This is a genomic window from Butyrivibrio sp. XPD2006, from assembly GCF_000420865.1.
Taxonomy (GTDB): domain Bacteria; phylum Bacillota; class Clostridia; order Lachnospirales; family Lachnospiraceae; genus Butyrivibrio.
The window spans coordinates 254,994-279,174 of record NZ_ATVT01000002.1 but is presented as its reverse complement, the minus strand read 5'-3'; the positions used below and the strand labels follow the sequence as shown (position 1 = coordinate 279,174).

Genomic DNA, 24,181 nt, shown 5'->3' with positions numbered 1-24,181 from the left:
GTCAGTGTGAGTCAGTGGGGACGTCCTCACTGACTCTCGTAATTTACTTAAACTGATTCGCTTCGGCGTCATACTTATATCCAACGCCTTCAAGCTTATCCACAATCTCTTTTATCTCATTCTCACTGAGATCAAGTCCGTCAGCAAGCTTATCGAGGCTGCTGTAGTTGTCTCTTAGCTGTGTATTTACATAGCTTAGAAGTATAACAGGATCCTGAGGAATCATAGCATTTTTCTCCTTTTTTCTTACATGGTTTTGATCGCAAATTAATCATACCATATCTTGATAAAATTTCTATAAATCACCACAGAATGTTGAAACCACGCGATTTGCTGTAGTATAATTATTATGATATATTGTATTATTTTATAACAATTTATGGTGAGGAATTTCTTTTCATCCATTTATGAGTAATTTACAGCCGACTATTGATATACATTGTCACATCATGCCGGGGGTTGATGACGGATCTCCGGACATGGCCACCAGCCTGGAAATGCTGAGAATTGCTGATAAGAATGGGATCACGCATCTGATACTGACGCCGCATCACAAGCCCATGCATCACAATGTCAGCCCGGAGCATAACGTGGCTTATAGGAAGAGGCTTCAGGAAGCCGCTACAGAAGCCGGGATCAAGGCAAAGCTCTTTTCCGGAAATGAGATCTACTATAGCGATGAGACCATGGAAGAGCTGGAGGCAGGCAAAATATGCTCTCTCGCAGGTAGTGACTATGTTCTGGTGGAGTTTCATCCGACAAATCCTTACAAGGCAATTCAAAATGCTGCAAACAGAGTTCAGGCAGCAGGTTATATTCCGATAATAGCCCATGTGGAGCGGTACAGCGACATTGTATCCCATCCGAACAGAGTCGGTGATCTTATAGAAATGGGATGTTTTATACAAGTCAATGCATCAAGTGTAATGGGTAAGTATGGCTTTGGCATAAGCCATTTTACGAAGAAACTTCTCAAGGAGAAAAAGGTGCATTTCATTGCATCGGATGCTCACGACACAGGGCGAAGAGCACCACAGCTTCTTGACTGCAGGAATTACGTAGAGAGAAAATTTGGCGAAGATTACGGGAAAAAGCTCTTTTTCACAAATCCCGCCAATGTGATAAGAAACGAACTAATCTAAGAGGAGTGTCCATGGGGAATAGGGACGACATAATTGAAATCAATCTGGGGGAACTATTTTCGGTACTTCTGGGCAGAGCATTTCTGATAATCAGCGCCGGAGTCTTTTTTGGACTGGCGGGTCTTTTTATCAGCAAATTCATCATGCATCCTGTCTATGATTCAACCACCAAGATCTACATCCTCAACAAAGAGGAGAATCAGACGGTAACATATTCCGATGTGCAGATTTCCACACAGCTCACTCAGGACTATGCTGAGCTCATAAAGAGCAGATACGTTATTGAGGAAGTTATCCAGAGACTCAATCTTGTGGATGCGGACTATGAGGACCTTTCGAGGGTTCTCAAGGTTGATACTCCTTCGGATACCCGAATAGTTGCAATAACCGCCAGGGACGAAGATCCGCTTATGGCGATGCAGATAGCAAACTGCATCAGGGAAGTGGCCAGTGAACATATCACAAACGTTATGGATATTGATGCCATCAACGTTGCTGAGACGGCCAATGTTCCCACGCAGAAGTCAGGCCCCAGCGTTACGAGATGGACCATAATCGCAGGCTTTTTGGGAGCAGTGCTGGTGGCATTCTTTGTAATACTGGAGTATCTTCTCGATGATACCATCAAGAGTAATGACGATGTTGAGAGATATCTTGGCCTCAGCACTCTGGCTCTTGTTCCTTTAACCACAGAGGAGACCGACAAAAAGAAAGCCAAAAAGAAATCAAAGAACAAGACTAATAAATAAAAGGGAGGGTATATGCAGAACGCCAAGCTTCATTTCAGTCAGTCGGAAAACAACTATCAGATAAAAGAAGCATATAAGACCCTCCGAAGCAACGTGGAATTCAGCGGACAGAACGTCAAGGTCGTTTCTGTTACCAGCTGTACTCCCGGAGAGGGCAAGACAACCGTGGCTATGGCCCTTGCCAGAGCTTTTGCGGAAGCAGGTAAAAAGACAGTACTGGTGGACGCCGATATGCGTAAGTCCGTGCTGGTCGGAAGATACCGCACAGGTTCCGTAAGACTGGGGCTTACACACTGTCTGGTAGGAAGAGAGAGGCTCTCCAGTGTAATCTGTGAGACCGACACTCCTAATCTCTATGTTGTTTTTGCCGGGCCTGTTCCGCCAAACCCCAGTGAACTTCTGGGCGGAAGGATTTTTGGAAAAGTCCTTGAAAATATGAAACAGGTATTTGATTATGTCATCATCGATACTCCGCCTCTCGGAAGTGTTATTGACGCGGCGGTTGTCGCCAAACAGTGTGATGGCACGATCATGGTAATAGAGAGCAATTCCATCAGCTACAGATTTGCTCAGAGAGTCAAGGATCAGCTGGATAAAGCCGGAGCCAAGATGCTGGGCGTTGTGCTCAACAAGGTTGATATCTCCGGTAAAGGGTATTACGGTCATTACGGCAACTACTATGGCAAGTACTATGGCAAGTATTATGGCAAGTACTACGGCAAGTACGGAGAAGATAATTCAGAGACTGCAGGAAGGCCAAGACCTGCACCGGCAAAAGACATTGAACCTGACGACGATGATTTAAATGAGCTTAACTATTTAGCCGGAGTCACAAGAAAAGACTAAGGCGTCTAAGGAGGAGCAGGTGAGAGGAAATATTCTTGGAATATTCTTTTCTATATTGAGTGGGGTACTGATCTTTCTCATAGTGGTGGCTTACGGAAGAAGTGATCGCTCCGCACCTGAATTCAGGTTTTCGGCGACGGACATCATCTATGATTCAAAGACTACGGACAATAACCTCAAGGTGGGGATCAACGCATATGATTCCAAGGACGGAGACCTTACCGGCAGGATTGTTGTAGAAAAGGTAGTGCTTAACAGGGAAAAAGAGACAGCGGTTGTCTATTATGCAGTCGCTGATTACAGCGGAAATGTCACCAAGCAGTCAAGGGTTTTTCCGGCTGATATCGCAGACATAGACAGTTTAAGCGATGCCTCCGAGACTGCGGAAGAACCGGCGTTTCCATTCATAGTTCAGCCCGAGGGAGAAGAAATGACAGGTGAAGCAGAGCCGGCTTTTGGGGAGCAGCAGGACAGTACGAACAATACAGACACCGGTAGCGGTACCGAAAATCAGGAGCCATAAATATGCGAGGAAAAGGCAGAGTTTTTCTCATTATCTGGGCCAGCTTAATGACTTTAATTGTTTTGGGCATGGCAGGGTTTGAGGTGATGAGGATCTTTGGAAAATCGAATTTGAGTTCCAAATCTGCAACCAGCACACCTATGCTTGTGCAGGATGAACCCGTCGCGGCTGCGAGTACGGACGTGGCATGGCAGCCGGACTGGGTGAGATATAACGGATCTGTTTACGATTACAACGAGGATATAATAACCTTCCTTATCATGGGTATAGACAGACGTGATGAGACCATGACGCCAGTTGCCGAGGGCACCGATGGCGGACAGGCAGATTCATTGTTTTTGCTGGTTTTAAATCCTCATACCCAGTCCATCAAGGTGATAGGTATCAACAGAAATTCAATGACGGATGTTGATGTTTATGATGAGTACGGGCGTTATCAGACAACGGTAATTGCCCAGATTGCAACTCAGCACGGGTTCGGGGACGGAATGGAAAAGAGCTGTGAATATCAGGTAAAGGCTGTTTCAAATATGTTCTATCAGCTTCCGATCCATGGATATGCTGCAATCAACATGAGTGCTATTCCCACTATCAATGACAAGGTGGGGGGAGTTGATGTAGTGGTGCTTGAAGACCTTACTAAGTATGACAAGGTACTAAAAGAAGGTGAAAGCGTACATCTTGAAGGCAGAGACGCATTATACTATGTCAGGACCAGAGATACCAGCGTATATGGGTCCAGTGATACAAGACTCGAGAGGCAGCAGCAGTATCTGAACGGTTTCATTGAAGCGGCAAGGAAGACTGCCAGTGAGAACAACAATGCGGCGGTTGAACTATTTCAGGCAATCAGTGACATGATGGTCACTAATATTTCTGCAGATGAGATAAGTTATCTCGCACCATACATTGTAAACTACAGCTTTGACAGCAGTGATATTAAGATGATAAAGGGTCATAATCAGAAAACGGGTGAGTTTGAGGAATTCATTGTTGATGATGATGATCTGTATCAGACAATAATCGATGTTTTTTACGAAAAAGTTGACAACGTGGACTAAAGATATGAGGACTTTTGGCCGAAATATAAAAGTAGATGGGATAAGTGCGCTCAGAATTGCTGTGTGCGTATTTTCGTTAATTTCTTTGGTGAGCTGTGGGTTAAAGACATCAAAGGAGGATGAAGGCGCTGTTAAAGGCGGAAGAGATGAGTCTGCGGCTGATTCACACATTGACATCGCAGAACTTAAGAAGACTAACGGAGATATATTTGCATGGCTGTATATCCCGGATACGGAAATTGATTATCCTATTCTTCAAAGCGATCAGGGAGATGACTCTTTTTACAAGGATCACAATCTGCTAAAAGAGCCGGATCCAAAGGGAGCATTATACATCGAAGCGGCTAATCTGACCAATATGTGTGACTTTAATGAAGTTGTGCATGGATCAAGTCCAAGCGATGGAACAATGTTTGCCGGACTGAGTAAATTTTTGGACAGAACGTATTTTGAGGATCGGCCTTATATTTATTGCTATATAGAAGGAAATGCGCTGATCTATTATACCTTTGCCGCTTATACAAGAAATAGTAACAGAATACTGGAACAGTACGATTTTACGAATGCTTACGGATGCCAGGAATTTCTTAATGAAATATACAGTTCCAGAAGTATGAACAAGATAATCAGAAACGGCTGGGAATACGCTGTGACGCCAAAGAACTTTATCATTACGTTAACGACGCAGGACCCGGCAGATCCATCCAAAGAGATAGTGCTTGTTGGATGTCTTGTGGGAGATGTCGCAGGCACAATTGACAGAGATATTGACTATTCAGACCCAGACTCTGAGTCCGGATGGTAACAATATAGGAGCATAAACAAATATTAGATATGGAGGCGTGTTTATGAAAAGGATACTAGCTACTATTCTTACATCTGTCATGTTGGTTTCTTCTACCCTGGCAGTATGTGCTGCGGAACCGGCAACGGGTTCCAATAGTATTACTGCGGAAGACATCCAGAAGCTTGTGGAAGCCATTGAAGCTCTTCAGAAGTCCAATGAGAATCTGCAGCAGTCTAATATGAATCTGCAGCAGTCCAATTTGAATTTGCAAGAGTCCAATTTAAACTTGCGGGAATCCAATTTGAATCTAAGAGAATCAAATCAGGATCTGATGAATTCAAATCAGGATCTCGTAAATTCCAATGATGCTCTGATCAGTTCAAATGCTGCTCTCCAGTCAAGTGTGGAGAGACTTACGTCAGCCATTAACGGAAAGCCTGCACCTTCAGGTGGCGGCTCAGGCGGCGGCTCAGGAAAAGTATCAAGCTCCGGAGGCAGTAGCAATTCAGCATACTACAACGGAAGTGTTATCTATCCGGTTAGAAAGATTGAAATCAACGGCGTTAAAAGTAATGCCACATTTATGGTGGCTCAGCCCGATGGTGGAACAGTTACTTCTGCCAAGAATCTTGCTGCCAGTGTTGGTGGAAACCTTATCAACACAGTAACAACAAGTTCGCCAGGTGTAAATTTCGCAACTGCCAGAGTTAATTTCTTTGTCGGTGGCGTTACAGATAACGACAATATTGCTGTTTATCAGCTTCAGAATGGCAAATGGGTTCAGCTTACGGTATCTGAGATCCGTAAGGACCACGTTATTGTCAATATGACAAGACATGGTGTGCTTGCGTTTATAAGAGTTCCGGCTCTGGCAAGTACAAACTGATAATACGCGCTTCCTGTTTATAAATAAAATGATAGACCCGGCATTTAAGTATGCCGGGTCTTCTTGATGTTATTGCCTTGACAGTGGTATGGCAATCCCGTAATATTAATTTTGAAATCGGTTTCACAAAAACTTATGACGGAGTTTTTTATGGACAAAGACAGGACAGGCAACTCAAAAACGATGACAATCTATGATATAGCTGAGGAAGCAGGTGTTTCTGCGTCAACAGTTTCGCGTGTTCTCAACGGAAGTGCTTCAGTGCGCAAGGAAAAGAAAGAAAGAATACAAAAGCTTATTGAGAAGTATAACTTTAAGCCTAACGCACTTGCAAAGGGCTTGTCCGATACCGCCACCAAGAATATCGGTATTATAGCTGCTGATGTCAGAAACCCTTACTATTCCGCACTTTTTGTAGCCTGCGAGCTGGCAGCTGAGAAGGCCGGATACAGTGTTGTGCTATCTAACAGCCTTGGCGAAAACGAAAGAGAACGAGCTCAGCTTGATATCATGCTGCAGCAGAAAGTAGATGCCATCATCCAGATGGGCGGAAGAGTTGATGACCTCATTACAGACGAGGACTATGCTCTGAAGGTCAGAGGCATCTGCGAGAAGACACCGGTCATTGTAACAGGTAAACTGGATAAGACCTCTGTCCACAGCGTAGTCATCGATGAATCCGGAGCCATGGATACTGTAATGGAGCATCTTATCCGGCTTGGTCATGAAAAGATTGCTCTGGTTGGCGGAGAGATGAGAGTAACCTCCACCTATTACAAGTACCTCAAATATCAAGAGGTTCTCAGAAGACATGGGATAAAAGAAAAGGGTGAATATGTAATAAACGGTACATACGATCCCGAATCCGGCTATGAGTGTACTAATCAGATACTGGAGCTCGAAGACAGGCCGACAGCCATTGTGGCTATCAATGACTTTGCTGCCAGTGGAGCAGTAAGGAGCATCCGTGAGCACGGCCTCAGGATTCCGGAAGACATATCTCTTGTCAGCTTTGATAATACTTATATTGCGGAACTTACTATTCCCAAACTCACCAGCATTGACTATGATTACGAGAATTATGGCAAAGTCCTCATCGATACAGCCATAGCAGCTGCAAGGGGAGAAGAGGTTGAGCAGGTTCAGATCATTACTCCTAAGCTCGTAATTAGGGAGAGCTCAGGTGTGGCTAAAAAATAATATTTGCAAACGATAATTTGATATTGGACATAATTACGGCGAAGTCAACAAATTGGCTTCGCTATTTTGTTGCATATCGCTAAAATTGCAATCGGTTTCAGAAAATCTGTTGACTTATCTAGTGCAAATATGATTAAATCAAAATATGAAATCGGTTGCAAATAGTAATAATGCACAATAAATATATCGTCAATGTGCATGCGGCCGTAAACATGGCAGTGGGGAGGAAGATATGAGTAACAAGACAGAGAAGGCTTCTGCGGGTGTTAAAAAACGTGGGATTTTGGAAACGATCTGGAGATACAGAGTCCTTGAACTTATGTGTCTGCCTGCGATAGTCTTTTTCTTTATGTTCAGTTATATGCCGATGCCGGGCATCTGGGTTGCATTTGTTAAGTACAACTACCGCAAGGGCATATTCGGAAGTAAATTTGTGGGACTTCAGAATTTTGAATTCCTGGCAGAGTCGGGAAAGCTCTTTTCCCTTACAAGAAATACTGTTCTCTACAACCTGGCGTTCATTATTCTCGGTAATCTGGTAGCGGTTATCATCGCAATCCTTCTAAATGAGATCAGAGCCAAGATGTTCAAGAAGGTGTCACAGACACTGATGTTCCTGCCGTATTTCATCTCACAGGTTCTTGTAGGTCTTCTGGTTTACTCTCTTTTGAACTATGATACAGGTTTTGTTAATGAGATACTTGTAGCTTTGGGCAAGGCTAAATGGCAGCCGTACTCAGATCCGTCGGTTTGGCCGTGGCTTATAGTGCTGATCCATCTGTGGCAGCAGACCGGTTACAATTCAGTTGTTTATTTTGCAGCCATCTGCGGAATTGACGCCGAGATAATCGAAGCTGCCAAGGTTGACGGAGCCAATGCTTTCCAGCGTATCAGGTACATCATCCTGCCATCGCTTCGTCCTACAATAGTAATCCTTATCCTGTTTGCTTTGGGCGGAATTGTAAGAGGTAACTTCGGACTGTTCTGGAACATAATCGGATCCAATTCGGTTCTCTACGAGACAACGGATATCATCGAGACCTTCGTTTACAGAGCTACGATGTCAGACTTTAATTTCTCGACTGCATCTGCGGTTGGTTTCTATCAGTCTCTGGTAGGTTTTGCAATTGTAATGCTTGCCAACTTTGCGGTTAAGAAGATAGATCCGGACTATTCATTATTCTGATGATAAAGGAGCTTTTAGATAATGGCTAAGAATAAAGATATTGAGTTTGAAGCTTCAAATTCAAAGATAAAACTTGGAGCGTCGGATTACGTAGTAAGAGGCATCGGATATGTTCTTGTAACACTTTATGCTGTAGCGTGTGTTTTTCCATTCCTCATCATAATCGGCACTTCATTCACCAGTGAATCATATATAAGAAACAACGGTGTTCAGCTGATTCCGAGGGACTTTACACTCAAGGCTTACGAGATGGTAATAGGAAGCGGTAATATCTGGAAATCTTATCTGCTTACAATCATTCTGACGGTTGTAGGTACTGTATGCGGCCTTTTGATCATCGCCATGACAGGTTATGCGCTTCAGAGAAAAGACTTTCCGTTTAGAAATGCAATCTCTTTCTACATCTATTTTACGAGCTTATTCAGTGCTGGACTTGCACCCTACTATCTGCTCATGACACAGACCTAAAAGCTGCTTGACAGCTACCTGGCAGTATTGTTTCCGCTTATGATGTCACCATGGCTCATTATTCTTATGAAGAATTTCATCAAGCAGATTCCTCATGAAATAACTGAGTCCGGCAAGATTGACGGCGCGGGGGATATGACGATTTTTGTGCAGCTTATCCTGCCAATGATCAAACCTGCCCTTGCTACAATAGGTCTTTTCCTGGCTCTGGGTTATTGGAATGAGTGGTATCAGTCTTCACTGTTCCTTACAGCTAAGGTAACGGTTAAGCCTTTGCAGTACACACTTTATGAGATTGTTAATAAGCTTGATGCTCTGCGCAATTCAGTTGCCGGTCAGTACGTAACTCTTACAGACATTCCTGAGCAGAGTGTTAAGATGGCCAATGCGGTTCTTGCCACCGGCCCGATCGTACTTCTTTATCCTTTCGTTCAGAAGTACTTTATCGGCGGAATTACAGTTGGAGCTGTAAAAGGCTGAGAACACTTGCTGAGAACACTTCCTTGTAAAACAAGGTAGAAATATAAAAGAAAGTTTCAAAGGAGGAAAGAAATGAAGAAAAAGTTATTGGCAACATTACTTAGCGTAAGCATGGTAATGGGAATCGCTGCCTGCGGTTCATCTACTGCTGACAGCACAACGACAGGAGCTGACAATACAGCAGCACAGACTCAGTCAGCAAGTACAGAAAATGCGGATACATCTGCCGGGGCAGATGCTGCTGCAATCGATACATCCGAGCATGTGGTTATCTCTTACATGACCACAGGAGATCCGCCGGAGTCAGGAAGTGAGAAGGAAGCCAATCTTAATGCAATGCTTGATGAGCTCAATGCTATTCTTACCGAGAAGGTAAATGCAGAGCTTGAGATCTACTATATTCCTTGGACGGATTATCTTTCAAACTACAACCTTACACTTGCACGTATGGACGGAAGTGTAGACCTTGTAGGAACAGCTTCTGACTGGCTTGATGCATGGCCAAATGCTAAAAACGGAGCTTTCCTTGAGCTTTCAGAAGATATGCTCAAGACATACGCACCTCAGACATGGGCAAGTGTTCCTGCAGACCATTGGGAGCTCTGCAAGTACAATGGTGATATTTATCTGATGCCTGAAGATAACTATGCACAGTGGACTAACCATGGCTGGATCTATCGTCTTGACTGGGCTAAAGAAGCCGGTCTTGCAAACGGTGTTCATAGCTGGGAAGATATGACAACCTATGTTAAGTGGTGCAAAGAGAACAAGACAGATCTTAAGTATGTATGGGATTCAGACGGAACACAGTACTCACAGATGGCTAACGGATGGATTGCTTCACATACAGACTTCGTGCCTATCGATGGTATCTGCTCAGGTGCTCTTTGGGGCGGCTCTAAGAATGACCTTTACACAATCACAACACCTGCTCTTACTGAGACAGATTCACTTGTTGAATATGCTAAGCTTATGAAGGAATGGGCTGAGGCAGGAATATGGCCTACAGACGTACTTAACAACACATCAGGAAGCAATCGTGATGAGTTCCGTGTAGGCGATGTTGCTGTTGAGCAGCACCACACACAGACATGGACAGATCTTTGCTCAGCTACACCTGCAAATACCATTTTCCAGGATGATCCTAAGGCTGAAGTTGGAATGTTCTACTGGGGCGAAGAGACAGGTAATGTGATTGCACTTTCAATCACACACGGTGCAATGGCTGTTTCTGCAGGAAGTGATCACCCTGAGCGCGCTCTTATGGTTTATGACCTTCTGAGAAACGATCCTGAGTGCTATGATCTCTTCTGCTATGGTATCAAGGGAGTTTCATGGGATCTTGATGACAACGGACTTCGTATTACACCTGAGGGATTCAATGCAGATACACAGAACATCAATGGTATGACCAACTACTGGTGGGGCAGAAATGATGATCTTGAGATCAAGGATGCTACAAGAAACTGGGATGCAATCGATAAGCTTTACGCTGAATACGACAAGATCAAGATCGACTACCCATACGGACAGTTCGTTCCTGATGTAGACAGCATCCAGGGCAAGATTGATAACTGCAATGAACAGTATACAAACTACATGAAGCAGATTTCTTATGGCCTTTACAATGGAAGCGCTGAGGATATCGTAGCAGAGATGCAGGCAGCTCTCAAGACTGCAGGTATCGAAGATGTTACAGCAGAGCTTCAGGCTCAGTTTGATGAACTCTATAAGTAATTGACTGCCAAAAAACATAAGTAAAAATAAAAAAGGAATACTGTTTCATCATTGGAGCAGTATTCCTTTTGTATAGAGTAGAGAAAAATGGGAAAATTTGAGATCAGAGATACTTTTTACCTTAATGATAAACCTTTTAAAGTGATAGCAGGCTCTTTTCACTATTTCAGAACTGTGCCTGAATACTGGAGAGACCGACTGGAAAAACTGAAGGCTCTTGGATGCAATACGGTTGAAACTTACATTCCATGGAACCTGACAGAGCCAAAAAAAGGCGAGTTTAATTTCAAGGGGCTGGCTGATGTGGAAAGCTTTATTAAGCTGGCAACTGAGATGGGGCTTTATATTATACTAAGGCCCTCACCATACATCTGTGCAGAGTGGGAATTTGGCGGACTTCCGGCATGGCTTCTAAAGGATAGGAACATGCGCCTGAGGGTCAGTTATAAACCCTTTATGGATGCGGTGGAAGATTATTATAAAGTACTTATGCCTGTGATCACCGGATACCAGATCGACAATGGCGGCAATGTTATTCTCATGCAGGTCGAGAATGAGTATGGATACTATGCCAACGACCATGAGTACATGAGCTTCATGGTGGATCTTATGAGAAAGCTGGGCGTTACTGTACCGCTTATTACCTCAGACGGACCATACCATGAAAGTTATCGCGGTGGTTATGCAAAAGACGCTCATCCTACCGGGAATTTCGGATCAAGAACCGAAGAGAGATTTAACGTATTAAAGGAATATACCGGTGATGGTCCTTTGATGTGTGCAGAATTCTGGGTTGGCTGGTTTGACCACTGGGGCAACGGCGGACATATGAAAGGCAACCTTGTCGAGAGCAGTAAGGACCTTGATAAGATGCTGGAGCTTGGAAATGTGAGCATCTATATGTTCCAGGGCGGCACTAATTTCGGATTCACGAACGGATCAAATTATTATGACGAGCTTACCCCTGACGTTACTAGTTATGACTATGACGGTATCCTTACAGAGGATGGAAGGATTACCGAGAAATATAAAAAGTACAAAGAGATCATTTCAAAATATGCGGATGTTCCGGAAGTAGAGTTTACTGCAGATATTAAGCGAAAAAGCTATGGCAGGCTGACTTGCAAAGATAAGGTAAGTCTGTTCTCTGTAGTAGATGATATCAGCAACGCAGTGCATCTTCCGTATACGGTAAACATGGAGGAACTTGATCAGAACTACGGATATATTCTGTATAGGACAACGCTGCATTCCGAGGCAGGAATTGCCAGGTTAAAACTCTGGGAGGCAGCAGACAGAGCTAACGTATTCGTCGATGAAAATCCTCTTATTACTCTTTATGATCATGAACTGGATGTTGAACACAATATCCCTCTTGGGAAATATCTTGCATGCAGCAAACCCGCGCAGTTCCTCGCCGGTAAGTTTATGATGGAGAGGGGACTGACTCAGGAGGAAGCTCCTGCAGCAATAGGTGAGGCCGGACTTTCTACAGGTTCACTTGTTGGACTTAACGAGAAGTTTGATATTCTGGTTGAAAATATGGGAAGAGTCAATTTCGGCCCACGTATGGAAACACAGAGAAAAGGCATTGGAAGATGCGTTCAGATCAACGGCCATATCCACAACGATTGGGATATTTACACGCTTCCCCTTGATAACGTGGATAAGGTGGATTTCAATAAGGATTATAAAGAAGGAACTCCTGCTTTTTACCGCTTTACATTTGATGTAGACGAAAAAGGCGACACATTTATTGACTTTGAAGGCTGGGGAAAGGGTGTTATTTTCGTAAATGGATTTAACCTCGGAAGATTCTGGGAGATCGGCCCTCAGAAGAGATTATATCTTCCTGCACCGCTCCTTAAAACAGGAGAAAACGAGATCATTGTCTTTGAGACTGAGGGAAAACACACAGACAGCATAGAACTAAAGGATGAGCCGGATATAGGTTGAGACTATGGATACAAAGAGAATTATCCTTACAGATAACTGGAAATTTCATTATGGCGACTGCGAGGATGCCTGGTACAAGGGCTATGATGACAGCAGCTGGGAGAAGGTTACGCTTCCTCATGATTTTTCTGTGATGGCGCCTTTTTCAAAGGAGTATTCCAGTGGAACGGGATATCTTCGCGGCGGAATCGCATGGTACAGGACGAGCATCTGTATTCCGGAGGAGTACCGCGGCAAGAGGATCACACTCATATTTGATGGGATCTACAAGAACAGCTATGTATGGGTTAACAGTTATTTCCTTGGGAAAAGACCCAGCGGCTATGCGCAGATCAGCTATGATATTTCCGAGCAGGCATGCTTTGGGGATGAACCTTTACAGATCAGTGTCAAAGTGGTTCATACAGATATTGCGGATTCAAGATGGTTTACCGGCAGCGGCATAACGCGCAAGGCCAGTCTGATGATCTCTGAGAAGACTGCACCGTCTGTGGATGGGATATTCTTCAGGTGTGACAGTGTTGAGAGAGACGGCGATTTGTCTTTTGCCAAAGTATCTGTCAGAAATGAATTACTGATAGATGCGGCTGATCGTGAGAAAGAACAGGAAAGCGTTGTCGTACAAAATATGCTCTTTGATGAGGAAGGAAATGCTGTCCTTACCATGGAGAGTGAGAAGGTGCCGGCAGAAGGTGGTACGGGAGTGATCGAGGTTTTCGGGGAATTAAGCGATCCAAAGCTGTGGAGCCCTGATTCTCCGTATCTGTACACGCTGGAAACAAGGATCACTTTGGGAGATACGAGCTATGTTGCCGACAGGAAAAAGGTTGGCTTGAGGACATTTTCTTTTGATCCGGATGAAGGTTTTTTTCTTAACGGAAAGAGCATGAAGTTCAAGGGCGTATGTGTTCACCATGACGGTGGATGCCTGGGCACTGCCATGAAAAAGGAAGTGTGGAGAAGACGCCTTGAACTTCTGAAAAGATCGGGATGCAACGCAATAAGGTGCAGTCACAATCCGCACATGCCCGAGCTATATGACCTGTGCGACGAACTTGGTTTTATGATGATGGATGAGGCTTTTGACGAGTGGGAAAATCCGAAAAACAAGTGGTCCACAGGACATAATGTATATCCGCCCAAACATCAGGGATATTACGAGGACTTTCCCGCGTGGCATGAGGCAGACCTAAGGACTATGGTCCGGAGAGACAGAAACCATCCTTCAGTGATCCTGTATAGTATAGGTAACGAAATAGATTACCCCAATGATCCTTATTGCCACCCGATGTTTTCGGAGATGACAGGTAATAATGACAAAAACAAGCCGGCTGCCGAGAGACAGTATGATGCCAATAAACCTAATATGGAGAGACTTAAGGTTCTGGCACGTGAGCTTGTATCTATAGTAAAGGATGAGGATGACACAAGGCCTGTAACCTTAGCGGCTGCATTTCCCGAGCTGTCAACCAGGATCGGATTTATAGATGAAATAGATGTTGTAGGCTATAACTACAAAGAGCATCTATACGCTGAGGACCACAAGCGTTTTCCGCAGAAGACCTTTCTTGGAAGCGAAAACGGTCATAGCCCTGAAGCTTGGAAGATTGTAGAAGATAACAGATACGTGTGTGGACAGTTTATCTGGACAGGAATTGATTATCTGGGTGAAGCCGCCGGATGGCCCATCAGAGGATCTTCTGCCGGATTTATCACTACTGCGGGCTTTGCCAAAAAAGAGTTTGCAGAAAGAAGCAGGCTTTGGGAAGGTGTGGGCGTTTCTGAAGAAAAAATTGATGAAATGTCTGTAGAGCTTTGGAAGCCTGAGCTTTTGAACACTGCTGAAGCAGATACGGAATTCGCGGAGAACTCCAATGATATAGGATATCTTTATCAGATACTTCTAAAAGTTCCTGACAGTCTTCCGGAAAAAGATATTCTGGTACAGGTGAGCGGAGCAGGAGAACTAGCGGGAATCGACAACGGCGATTTATCCGACCTTACCCCTTATACTTCGGATCACAGGAAAACATTGGATGGAAGGCTTGCGATATATATAAGGCGGATGGCTGCCGGAGATATAGATGTTTCTGTCAAGGAACTGTTAAGTGATAAGACGGAGCTTATTACAACGGTAAATATATAATGAAGAAACTGAAATTAGAAGAGACTGCTCAGCGGCTCAGGGCTAACATTGGTTTCGTATACTGCAGAGCCCTCTTTGTTTACATGCAAAATCCCCGACATTCTTGCGAATGCCGGGGGTTCTTTATGTATATATGAAAGAGATTCCGTTGTTATTAATAAGGAAGTTAGCCCTTTACCGCACCCTCAATCATTCCTTCCATAATCTGTTTCTGAGCGATAAGGAAGATGATGATCATCGGGATGATAGCAAGCAGTGCAGCGGGAAGAATTCTGTCCCAACGCTTTACGTATGATCCAACGAACTTCTGGATGGCGATAGGAATAGTCATTACTTTGCCGTTCTGTCCAAGCATCATGGATGGAAGAAGGTAGTCGTTCCAGATCCACATACCGTTAAGGATTGTAACGGTTGTGATAACCGGTGTAAGCAGCGGGAAGATGATCTGGAAGAATGTCTGCTCCGGTGTACATCCATCGATTGAAGCAGCCTCTTCAAGGTCGAAAGGAACGCCCTTGATAAAGCCGTTTAGGATGAATACTGTCATAGCTCCGCCGAATCCCAGATAAGCAAATACAATTCCGGGTACTGACTGAAGCATCGGGATTCCGATGAACTTACCCACATCACGGAAGGTAGAGATAAGTGGAAGCATTACTACCTGGAATGGGATGATCATTGATGCGATGAATGTAAAGTAAATGATTGTTGACCAAACTGTCTTGTTTCTGCAGATAACCCATGCTGCCATTGCTCCGAATAAAGAAAGAAGAACAAGGGATACAACGGTGATCAGTGCTGAGTATCCGAAGGATCTCCAGAACAGGAAGTTAGGATCGTTGATAACTTCGTGTATGTTGAACTTAAACTGTCCAAGGCTTGATCCTACAAAGCTTACAGGATTAGCTGTAATGTTTGATGTCTCTTTTCCTGAGTTAATAACCAGAAGGAAGAATGGGAACAATACATAAGCTGCGATGATTACTGCAATAACAAGTCTGATTGCAACGGTTACGGGCTTTTCTTTTGTATGCATTATAATTCCACCTCCTTCTTATTAGATATACGTACCTGCATGATAGATACAGCTGCCAGGATGATAAAGAACAGGACTGCCTTGGCCTGGCCCAGTGCATAATCGTTATTGATTACCGCTGTGGAGTAGATGTTAAGTGCGAGCATCTCTGTACCGTTAGCGATATACTCACCGAGGAACTGAACTGATCCCTTACCGTTTGTGAGTGCAAGGTTTACATCGAACTGTTTGAATGCTGATGTAAGTGTAAGGAATGTACATATTGTAATAGTAGGAGCAATCATAGGAATCTTGATGTTGAAAAGAGTCTGCAGAGGATTTGCTCCGTCGATGGCTGATGCCTCAAGCACATCTCCCGGGATGGTATTAAGTCCGGTGATGTAGATGAGCATTATGTAGCCTGCATACTGCCATATATATACGATGATGATAGCAACAAATGCTGTCTTTGTGTCCGAAAGCATTGAGTATGTACCGGTAAACTTGGTGACAACGTTACTGAAAATGAACTGCCAGATGTAACCGAGTACGATTCCTCCGATAAGGTTGGGGAGGAAGTAAGCAGCCCTGAAGAATCCAAGGCCTTTGATCCTTGATGTGCACAAAAGTGCAAGCAGGAAAGCTACCAGATTAACAAGGATCATGTTAAATACAACGAATAGGAATGTAAGAAGTATTGACCACAGGAAAGCTGTCTGGCCAAACATTCTTGTGTAGTTGGCGAATCCCACGAACTTGTGCATTATGATTCCGTTCCAGTCGGTGAAGGAATATCCGATACCAAGGAACAGAGGAATGATTACTGTTACTCCGAATGCAAACAGCAGTGGGAACAGGAAAATAACGTTTACAATGGCGCGGTGATGTTTAAATGTCGGGAAAAGATACAGGCCTACGAAGAACAGGACTATACCAATTACGAACATAGCACCTCTTCCGAATATAATAGGTGTTGGTGTTCCGTTAATGGGCAACGTACCTAAGATAAGGTCGCCTGCTCCGGTCATGGAAAGTCCAAGCCCGGCAATCGTAAGCACAAGTCCCAGGATAAGGCTACCAAAAGAAGCAACCTTTCTGCCGGTAGAAAATGTACCCATTAGAAAATCCCCCTTTCTGAGTTTGGAAATAAATAATTAGTTGATATTTATATAAACGGGCAGGGTAGAAAATATCCCTGCCCGTAAATATACCCTATAGTTTAGAAATACCTTGTGAAAAAAGACTTATTACTGTGCGTAGTAGCTTGAGATTACCTGAGCCATTGTAGAAACAAATCCGTCAGCGTCAAGCTTGCCCTTTGCGTAATCTGCAAATACGTTACATGTCTGGTTCTGAAGGCCGTCCTTCTTGAGCATTGTGTGCCATCCTGAGTAGTTGCCTGCTGTGATGTAGCTGTTCATGCTCTTGTAGAATGGGTTAACTGCCTCATACTGGCAATCATCGAAAGGTGATACAAGACCTGCATCGTTTACAAGGATGTTCTGAGCTGAATCGCCTGCGCACCAGTTGAAGAATGCCTTAGCGCCTTCAACGTTACCGTTTGAATATGCTACCCAGTATGAAGGTGGTCCTGCGATGATTGTGTTGATTCCATCCTCAAATGCATAAGGAGCGAATCCGCACTCGAAGCTTACATCATCAGGAGATGTTACACACCAGTTACCCTGTGTGATGAATGCATACTTGCCTTCCTTAAATCCTGCAACCTGTGTGTCATATGTTCCGTCGATAAGAAGAGCAGGATCTGAGTACTGGTTCATCATTCCGATGAACTCTGCAAAGTTCTTCATTCTTGCTTCATCAATCTTTCCACCGTCGTTAAGAAGATCGATGTATGTTGTGTCGTCGGCCTTAAGACCTGCATCAAGATACTGACCAAATACGTGTGTACCTGAAGACCATCCAAGGTTTGTAGGCTCTGCGCACCATCCGAATACTGCTGTGAGACCAAGTTCATCCTTCTTGGAATCAAGTGTCTCGCAAGCTGCCTTCCAAGCATCAGGGCTTGTAAGAGAAGCGGGATCTACACCTGCAGCCTTAAGGACATCAGCGTTGTAACCAAGAGCTGTAGCCTCAACTGTGTAAGGGAATCCGATTGTTCCCATTGTCTCGTTTGTAAGTTCGAAACCTGTCTTGTTTGTCCAGTCTTCACCTGAAAGATCAGCAAGCATGCCGTCCCAGTTAGCTGCCTGGTTAGCTTCGATTACGAAGATGTCAGGCATGTTGTCAGCCTGATACATTTTCTTGAGCTCGTCAGAAGCGTTTGTGTCGCCACCGATTGTCTCAACGATAAGAGTGTTTCCTGTCTCCTCGTTGTACTTAGCTGCAAGAGCCTGCATCTGATCATTGATCTCAGGCTTACCGTTAAGAAGACGAACCTCTCCGAGATCACCTGTAGCTTCTGTGGCAGCGGGAGCCTCAGTAGCTGCTGTGTCTGCAGGAGCTGCTTCCTGTGTTGTAGCATCTGCGTTTTCAGCAGGTGCTGCTGTTGTGTCGGTACCGGTAGTACCTGTAGTTCCACAAGCTGCAAGTGAAAGAACCATTGCGCTTGCAAGAACTGCTGAGATGAGTTTCTTTTTCATTTCTTTTCCTCCTTTTGTGCATTCTGCCATAACATGCAAAAGTTTTGGCGGTTACTTTTGCGCATAAGTTGTACGCTAAATTCAAAATATCACACATCTGCACAAAATTCAATAGAACAAATCTAAAAAGTCTTGTCTCTTTGCATACTTTTGCGCATAAGTTGGCGTGCCTAGTGGGCTTAAACGATTACGTTAAAAACTAAAAAAACAATAAAACATTTATAAAATTTATGAAAAAGCATAAAAAAGACCAACTTATGCGCATAAGCTTAAGTTGGTCAAGTTTAACAATGGGTTATGGATCTTTTAGTCAATCTTTCTGACAGTATCACGAATAACCAGGTGAGTTGGAAGCTTTATCTGGTTAGGGGTCTTATGCCCTGCAAGCTGTTTGAGAAGTGTGTCTGCAGCAGTGATACCTTTTACTTTTACATCCTGATGGACAGTGGTGAGCGCCGGTCTGTGGAGCTGCCCCAGCATATTGTCATCAAATCCGACAATGGAAATTTCCTCGGGAACGTTAATGCCTCTGTCTGTCAGGGCACTTATAAGAGTTACTGCATAGAGGTCTGATACGCAGAAGATAGCGGTAAACTCTTTTGACCTGTCGCAGATCTCCGCGAGGGATTCGTCAATCTCATCACTCTTTGGATGAATCTGTAAGAAGTTTGAACTCTTGTACTTGATGCCTGCATCCTTCAGGGCTTTTTTGTAGCCGTTCAGCCTTGCCAGGTCGACGCCGCTCTGGTTATCTGAGAGGAATGCGATCTTTTTGTGACCCTGGGAGATCAGATATTTGATCATGTCGTAGGTACCCTGCTCATCATCGAGTCCGACATTGGTGAAGTGCTTAAGGCCTTCAAGTGAATAGGTGTCGATACAGACGATGGGCTTTTTGTATTTCTCGCTGACTCTTATTCCGTCATCGTTTAGCATACCAAAGAGGATCAGTCCGTCTACGTTCCAGGTTGATACATGTCTCATGATCTCATCTGTATCACTTGAGATATAAAGCATCATAAAGTATCCGGCATTTCTGATGGTCTCCTCAACACCTCCGATCAGTACCGAAACGAAGGGGTCCATTATCAGGTTTTCGTATTTATCAGCACGGGCCTTCAGGGCAAGTCCGATGATCTTTGATTCATTCTGTGCGAGATTTCGGGCGCTTATGTTTGGAACATAGTCGACCTTTTTTAGAAAATCCTCGACTTTTTTCTTGGTGTCATCAGAGACTTCGCCGGCTTTTCCGTGAATAACATTTGAGACCGTCGTAGTGCTCATATTTAGTTGTTTGGCGATTTCTTTGATCGTGATCATTTTTTCAATTGGCTCTTTACAAACAAAAAAAGTTAGTGTATTTTGTCATCAGCACGAGGGGAATTTTTTCACCCCGTCTTTTTTTTCAACATAACATGCAATAATATGAGTTGTCAAAAACTAAATTTCAAAGAGGAGAAATCAAAAAACATGAACACCAAATATAACAAAGTGACTGTTTTTAAAGACACTGAAGATAAGCTTTCAAAAGCTGCAACAATTGTTACTGATATAAGTATTCCTGATGACATTCCTCACGGCGATATGCCCGGAGATAAGATAGAGATCGGAGAGAGCCACATCGCCAAGGCCAAAACAATCTTTCCTTTATTGGTAAAAGAGCTTTCTGAAAAAATGGCAGCTAATCCTTATAAAAGAGCAGTCGTTGCTGTATGCGGAGGATCCGGAGTAGGAAAATCCGAAATTGCATCACTTCTGTCATATTTGCTTGAAAGTGCCGGAATAGGCAGCTACACAATGTCCGGTGACAATTACCCACACAGAATTCCAATGTACAATGATGCTGAAAGACTTCATACATTTAGAAAAGAAGGCATCAGAGGAATGGTTGACGCTGGTGTCATGAATGCTGAAACTGTAGCTAAGATCAGAGAGTGGCAGGCAGCTGACGATGATGCAAACAAGGCACATTTGGAGACTGACACATGGTTCAGAAGTTACCTTGAGGCCGGTTCAAAGGGACTTGATGAGTACCTTGGTACACCTAAAGAAACAGACTTTGCAGAAGTAGATCAGATAATGAAAGCGTTTAAGGACGGAGCAGACAAACTCTGGCTTAAGAGAATGGGACGTGATGAGGCATCCCTCTGGTACGACGAAGTGGATATGTCAGAGAAGCAGGTTCTTATAGTAGAGTGGACTCACGGCAACAGTGACTACATGAGTCAAGTTGATATTCCGGTTCTTTTAAACAGCACTCCTGCTGAGACTTTGGAGCACAGAAGATCAAGAAACCGTGATGGCAAGCTGGATAGCCCTTTCACAATGCTGGTTCTTGAGCTTGAACAGGCTAAACTTGTTAAGCAGGCTCACAAGGCTAAGATAATCATTTCAAAGGCTGGAGAGATAATCAGTTTTGATGAATTCCAGAAACTTATGAAATAACATTTTGACAGGTTTTGATCTGCCAAAATCAGCAACATAAACTGCCTTATATAAATAATGGAGTAAATAATTATGAAAAAAAATTTCGTAGACAATGGTCCGATGCTGAATGCCTACCCCGATAGTATGGGTGGCACCATGGGAGATATCGTTTCTGTTCTTTCAAAAAAAGAATTTGAAGATGTTTTTCAGTCTTTTTATATCCTGCCCAGTATTTTTAATACAGATCTGGACAGAGGCTTTTCTGTAATTGACTACAGTATAAATGAGGAGATGGCTAAGGCTTCGGATATAGACAAGCTCGGTGAGCTCGGAATTGACTTAAAGCTTGATTTCATCTTAAATCATGCATCGGTTCTTTCGCCTCAGTTCCAGGATCTTCTTAAGAACGGTGAGAATTCCAAATACAAAGATTTCTTCATTAACTGGAATAAATTCTGGGAAGGCTACGGAGAAATGACTCCGGAAGGCTACATTCAGCCTGATGAGAAATACATTAAGGACATGTTCTTCAGAAAGCCGGGACTTCCTATCCTTATGGTAAGAATGCCTGACGGCAAGGATGTTCCGTACTGGAATACCTTCTATCAGGAAGTACAGTATAAGCGCCCTGATGCTCAGGATCTTATGGAGAAGATGGATATTCAGTATCTGACTGCTCAGAAGATTTCCGAGAGAGTATGCGCAGCGCTTGATGAGGGCAAGAAGCCTTCAGAGATTGATTTTACCGGATATGAGAAATACAAGGATGCGGTTGTTGAGCTTCTTGAGTCCGGCAGACGTTATCTTGGTCAGATGGACCTCAATATCAAATCGGATCTTGTTTGGGAACACTACAGAAATACACTTAAGGCTCTTTCAGGATACGGTGCAAGGATTGTAAGACTGGATGCCTTTGCTTACGCACCCAAGGAGCCCGGCAAGAAGAATTTCTTAAACGAACCTGACACCTGGGATGTTCTTGAGAAGGTAAAAGAGCTTGCTGATGAATTTGGAGTATCACTCCTTCCTGAAATACATGCAAGCTACAGTGAAAAGATATATGAAACAGTTGCAAATAAGGGATATATGACCTATGATTTCTTTCTTCCGGGACTTCTCATCTATGCAATCGAGAATAAGGACGGGTCGGTTCTTAAGAAGTGGGCTGAGGAAATCCAGGATAAGAAAATTCGTGTAGTCAACATGCTTGGATGCCACGATGGAATTCCGCTTCTCGACCTCAAGGGAATCCTTGCTGAGGAAGATATTCAGAAGATGATTGACACTATCGTTGGAAGAGGCGGATTTGTTAAGGATCTCCATGGTGCCAAGAATATGTACTATCAGGTTAATGCAACATATTACAGCGCTCTTGGAGATGATGACAAGAAGATGCTCTTTGCAAGAGCAATCCAGATGTTCATGCCCGGTAAGCCTCAGGTATGGTATCTTGATCTGTTTGCGGGCAAGAATGACCATGAAGCTGTTAAGAGAGCAGGAGCCGGCGGACACAAGGAGATCAACAGAACAAATCTTACCATGGATCAGATCGCTGATGCCATGAATAAGGATGTTGTTAAGAAGCAGCTTGAGCTCCTTAAGTTTAGAAACACAAATCCTGCATTTGGCTTTGATTCAAAGCTGGATATAAAGACAGAAGGCAGCGCTATGACCTTCACCTGGATAAGCGGTGATAATAAGGCAAGCCTTAAAGCAGACTTCTCAGACTACAGCTATACAATAGAATAAATGAAAAATGGCCCCTGCAGGGGGCCATTTTTGTTTTTCAGAACTTACCTTGTGCCTGAACCATGGGCTCAGGCTTATCGCGGAAGATTGCTGCTATTGGGTCATCCAATGCAACACTGCCCTGTGCCAGAGAAATCGTATAACCGATCCTCTTTGAGAGGTATAAAAGGCCTGCGCCCCAGAGTACATCTCCGGTGGCGTGGGCTGTTTCTACGTGGCTCTCTATTATTGGCACGAGCTCATCTATAGGGAACTTTTCAAGCGTGATCACAGCATCTTCAAAATATGGCTTTTGAATATCACGAAGGCAGTCAAAGAGGAACAGAGTTCCAACTTTGTTCGTGGGATAACCCAGATCTTTAAGGAGCGAGACTCCGTTACAGACACACATATCGTCCTTGAAGGCATTAAGTTTAAACCAGTCTGAGATGTCTTTTATCTCATCATTTCGAATTGCATGTGCAATAACGTTTATTTCTTCGTCCATCAGAACTCTGGTATGAAGAGCTTCACCTGCAATACTTTTATCCCTGAGTGCCTTGGCGTGATCTCTGGTGTTCATCCTGTTCAGGTTAGCTACTTTGATTTCCGAAAGCTCTTTTTCCCATCTGTACCTGAACTCGTCCCAGTCTGAAGTTGCCAGGTCTTCATAGTTTCCCTGAAGGATCCTTTTAAAAGCTCTCGAGCAGTCACCGGTAGTGATCATGTCATGACTGGTGTTATCAAGCCTGAGATTTCTGTCAGTGTTAAGATATTCGTTAAGAGCCTGGGTAATCTGGTAATCGTACTTCCAGTCTCCTGAATCAATCTGAGTTCCGTCAATCATAGTGATCTCAGAGGAACTGCGGTTGTAATCAAAAACCAGGTAAGTAGGGTAGTACTGCCCGTTTATGCAGAACCACCTTCCGCTTTCGCTTACGGAAAAACCGCGAACCTTCTGGCCTTTTTTATTCACATAAGGTTTGAATTTATCCTCCGATAAGAGTCTTATACAGATGTCGCGACCGAATTTGTTGCCCCAGTAGGGGACGGTCTCCACATTTTTAAAGAAGTTTGTAAATCGGTCCTTGTAACGTTTGAATGCGGCGAATCCACCGATGGCAAGGAATGAAACTGCATCCTTTCCGGAGTTGTTCGCCAGCGCCAGAAAAGTCACTATCACAATAAATAAAAGCGAACCTACTAAAAATTTGGACAATAAACTTCCGTTCCTGATAAGT

Annotated in this window: 22 protein-coding genes; 16 read left to right on the top strand and 6 right to left on the bottom strand. The window is 43.8% G+C overall.

Features of this window, described 5'->3' with window-relative positions:
• Positions 1–43 precede the first annotated feature (43 nt).
• Positions 44–226: a DUF4250 domain-containing protein gene (locus G590_RS0103145; protein ID WP_022764221.1), complete on the bottom strand. Its 183-nt coding sequence runs from the start codon at positions 224–226 to the stop codon at positions 44–46.
• Between the two features lie 181 nt (positions 227–407).
• Here G590_RS0103145 and G590_RS0103140 point away from each other — a divergent pair, with 181 nt between their 5' ends.
• From G590_RS0103140 to G590_RS18225, 14 genes are all read left to right on the top strand, one after another.
• Complete coding sequence (locus tag G590_RS0103140; protein ID WP_022764220.1) at positions 408–1,142, top strand: CpsB/CapC family capsule biosynthesis tyrosine phosphatase; 735 nt, start codon at positions 408–410, stop codon at positions 1,140–1,142.
• Positions 1,143–1,153: 11 nt separating this feature from the next.
• Positions 1,154–1,891, top strand: coding sequence for a YveK family protein (locus G590_RS0103135; RefSeq protein WP_022764219.1), 738 nt, complete (start codon positions 1,154–1,156; stop codon positions 1,889–1,891).
• 12 nt (positions 1,892–1,903) lie between these two features.
• Positions 1,904–2,737: a polysaccharide biosynthesis tyrosine autokinase gene (locus G590_RS0103130; protein WP_022764218.1), complete on the top strand. Its 834-nt coding sequence runs from the start codon at positions 1,904–1,906 to the stop codon at positions 2,735–2,737.
• 19 nt (positions 2,738–2,756) lie between these two features.
• On the top strand, positions 2,757–3,260 hold the full coding sequence (locus G590_RS18240) for a hypothetical protein (RefSeq protein WP_022764217.1): 504 nt from the start codon (positions 2,757–2,759) through the stop codon (positions 3,258–3,260).
• Between the two features lie 110 nt (positions 3,261–3,370).
• Entirely contained in the window at positions 3,371–4,321 is a 951-nt protein-coding gene (locus tag G590_RS0103120; protein WP_242829756.1) for an LCP family protein, read from the top strand.
• A 4-nt stretch (positions 4,322–4,325) separates the two neighbouring features.
• Positions 4,326–5,126 (top strand): class B sortase, encoded by an 801-nt coding sequence (locus G590_RS20380; RefSeq protein ID WP_022764215.1) that lies wholly within the window; start codon positions 4,326–4,328, stop codon positions 5,124–5,126.
• Between the two features lie 43 nt (positions 5,127–5,169).
• Positions 5,170–5,994: a cell division protein ZapB gene (locus tag G590_RS0103110; RefSeq protein WP_022764214.1), complete on the top strand. Its 825-nt coding sequence runs from the start codon at positions 5,170–5,172 to the stop codon at positions 5,992–5,994.
• A gap of 150 nt (positions 5,995–6,144) precedes the next feature.
• Complete coding sequence (locus tag G590_RS0103105; RefSeq protein ID WP_022764213.1) at positions 6,145–7,194, top strand: LacI family DNA-binding transcriptional regulator; 1,050 nt, start codon at positions 6,145–6,147, stop codon at positions 7,192–7,194.
• A 232-nt stretch (positions 7,195–7,426) separates the two neighbouring features.
• Complete coding sequence (locus tag G590_RS0103100; RefSeq protein ID WP_022764212.1) at positions 7,427–8,380, top strand: ABC transporter permease; 954 nt, start codon at positions 7,427–7,429, stop codon at positions 8,378–8,380.
• A 21-nt stretch (positions 8,381–8,401) separates the two neighbouring features.
• Positions 8,402–8,848, top strand: a complete 447-nt coding sequence (locus tag G590_RS21810; protein WP_330361664.1) for a hypothetical protein — start codon at positions 8,402–8,404, stop codon at positions 8,846–8,848.
• Between the two features lie 27 nt (positions 8,849–8,875).
• Positions 8,876–9,328, top strand: coding sequence for a carbohydrate ABC transporter permease (locus tag G590_RS21805; protein WP_330361663.1), 453 nt, complete (start codon positions 8,876–8,878; stop codon positions 9,326–9,328).
• A gap of 72 nt (positions 9,329–9,400) precedes the next feature.
• Positions 9,401–11,065, top strand: coding sequence for an ABC transporter substrate-binding protein (locus tag G590_RS0103090; RefSeq protein WP_022764211.1), 1,665 nt, complete (start codon positions 9,401–9,403; stop codon positions 11,063–11,065).
• An 87-nt stretch (positions 11,066–11,152) separates the two neighbouring features.
• Positions 11,153–13,021 (top strand): glycoside hydrolase family 35 protein, encoded by a 1,869-nt coding sequence (locus G590_RS0103085; protein ID WP_022764210.1) that lies wholly within the window; start codon positions 11,153–11,155, stop codon positions 13,019–13,021.
• A gap of 4 nt (positions 13,022–13,025) precedes the next feature.
• Positions 13,026–15,167 carry a glycoside hydrolase family 2 TIM barrel-domain containing protein gene (locus G590_RS18225; protein ID WP_022764209.1) on the top strand — a complete coding sequence of 714 codons (2,142 nt, stop codon included), beginning with the start codon at positions 13,026–13,028 and terminating at the stop codon, positions 15,165–15,167.
• 166 nt (positions 15,168–15,333) lie between these two features.
• On the opposite strand, the gene G590_RS0103075 is transcribed toward G590_RS18225, so the two are convergent.
• From G590_RS0103075 to G590_RS0103060, 4 genes are all read right to left on the bottom strand, one after another.
• Positions 15,334–16,203 (bottom strand): carbohydrate ABC transporter permease, encoded by an 870-nt coding sequence (locus G590_RS0103075; RefSeq protein WP_022764208.1) that lies wholly within the window; start codon positions 16,201–16,203, stop codon positions 15,334–15,336.
• On the bottom strand, positions 16,203–17,300 hold the full coding sequence (locus tag G590_RS0103070; protein WP_022764207.1) for a carbohydrate ABC transporter permease: 1,098 nt from the start codon (positions 17,298–17,300) through the stop codon (positions 16,203–16,205). Before G590_RS0103070 ends, G590_RS0103075 begins: the two co-directional genes overlap by 1 nt.
• Positions 17,301–17,429: 129 nt before the next feature.
• Positions 17,430–18,785: an ABC transporter substrate-binding protein gene (locus tag G590_RS0103065; protein ID WP_022764206.1), complete on the bottom strand. Its 1,356-nt coding sequence runs from the start codon at positions 18,783–18,785 to the stop codon at positions 17,430–17,432.
• Positions 18,786–19,091: 306 nt separating this feature from the next.
• Positions 19,092–20,105 (bottom strand): LacI family DNA-binding transcriptional regulator, encoded by a 1,014-nt coding sequence (locus G590_RS0103060; protein ID WP_022764205.1) that lies wholly within the window; start codon positions 20,103–20,105, stop codon positions 19,092–19,094.
• A gap of 150 nt (positions 20,106–20,255) precedes the next feature.
• Here G590_RS0103060 and G590_RS0103055 point away from each other — a divergent pair, with 150 nt between their 5' ends.
• Both G590_RS0103055 and G590_RS0103050 read left to right on the top strand, forming a co-directional pair.
• The gene (locus G590_RS0103055; protein ID WP_022764204.1) at positions 20,256–21,230 is read left to right on the top strand and encodes an adenylyl-sulfate kinase; all 975 of its coding nucleotides are present in this window, start codon (positions 20,256–20,258) and stop codon (positions 21,228–21,230) included.
• Positions 21,231–21,302: 72 nt separating this feature from the next.
• Complete coding sequence (locus G590_RS0103050; RefSeq protein ID WP_022764203.1) at positions 21,303–22,961, top strand: glycosidase; 1,659 nt, start codon at positions 21,303–21,305, stop codon at positions 22,959–22,961.
• A gap of 37 nt (positions 22,962–22,998) precedes the next feature.
• Here G590_RS0103050 and G590_RS0103045 read toward each other — a convergent pair whose 3' ends face one another.
• Complete coding sequence (locus tag G590_RS0103045; protein ID WP_155828718.1) at positions 22,999–24,159, bottom strand: hypothetical protein; 1,161 nt, start codon at positions 24,157–24,159, stop codon at positions 22,999–23,001.
• Positions 24,160–24,181 lie beyond the last annotated feature (22 nt).

Coding starts and splice junctions, on each gene's coding strand:
- G590_RS0103065 (WP_022764206.1), bottom strand. CDS start 18,785: ATGAAAAAGAAACTCATCTCAGCAGTTCTTGCAAGCGCAATGGTTCTT.
- G590_RS21810 (WP_330361664.1), top strand. CDS start 8,402: ATGGCTAAGAATAAAGATATTGAGTTTGAAGCTTCAAATTCAAAGATA.
- G590_RS18225 (WP_022764209.1), top strand. CDS start 13,026: ATGGATACAAAGAGAATTATCCTTACAGATAACTGGAAATTTCATTAT.
- G590_RS0103110 (WP_022764214.1), top strand. CDS start 5,170: ATGAAAAGGATACTAGCTACTATTCTTACATCTGTCATGTTGGTTTCT.
- G590_RS0103075 (WP_022764208.1), bottom strand. CDS start 16,203: ATGCATACAAAAGAAAAGCCCGTAACCGTTGCAATCAGACTTGTTATT.
- G590_RS0103100 (WP_022764212.1), top strand. CDS start 7,427: ATGAGTAACAAGACAGAGAAGGCTTCTGCGGGTGTTAAAAAACGTGGG.
- G590_RS0103055 (WP_022764204.1), top strand. CDS start 20,256: ATGAACACCAAATATAACAAAGTGACTGTTTTTAAAGACACTGAAGAT.
- G590_RS0103060 (WP_022764205.1), bottom strand. CDS start 20,105: ATGATCACGATCAAAGAAATCGCCAAACAACTAAATATGAGCACTACG.
- G590_RS0103145 (WP_022764221.1), bottom strand. CDS start 226: ATGATTCCTCAGGATCCTGTTATACTTCTAAGCTATGTAAATACACAG.
- G590_RS0103140 (WP_022764220.1), top strand. CDS start 408: ATGAGTAATTTACAGCCGACTATTGATATACATTGTCACATCATGCCG.
- G590_RS20380 (WP_022764215.1), top strand. CDS start 4,326: ATGAGGACTTTTGGCCGAAATATAAAAGTAGATGGGATAAGTGCGCTC.
- G590_RS0103090 (WP_022764211.1), top strand. CDS start 9,401: ATGAAGAAAAAGTTATTGGCAACATTACTTAGCGTAAGCATGGTAATG.
- G590_RS0103085 (WP_022764210.1), top strand. CDS start 11,153: ATGGGAAAATTTGAGATCAGAGATACTTTTTACCTTAATGATAAACCT.
- G590_RS0103135 (WP_022764219.1), top strand. CDS start 1,154: ATGGGGAATAGGGACGACATAATTGAAATCAATCTGGGGGAACTATTT.
- G590_RS0103130 (WP_022764218.1), top strand. CDS start 1,904: ATGCAGAACGCCAAGCTTCATTTCAGTCAGTCGGAAAACAACTATCAG.
- G590_RS0103105 (WP_022764213.1), top strand. CDS start 6,145: ATGGACAAAGACAGGACAGGCAACTCAAAAACGATGACAATCTATGAT.
- G590_RS0103050 (WP_022764203.1), top strand. CDS start 21,303: ATGAAAAAAAATTTCGTAGACAATGGTCCGATGCTGAATGCCTACCCC.
- G590_RS0103070 (WP_022764207.1), bottom strand. CDS start 17,300: ATGGGTACATTTTCTACCGGCAGAAAGGTTGCTTCTTTTGGTAGCCTT.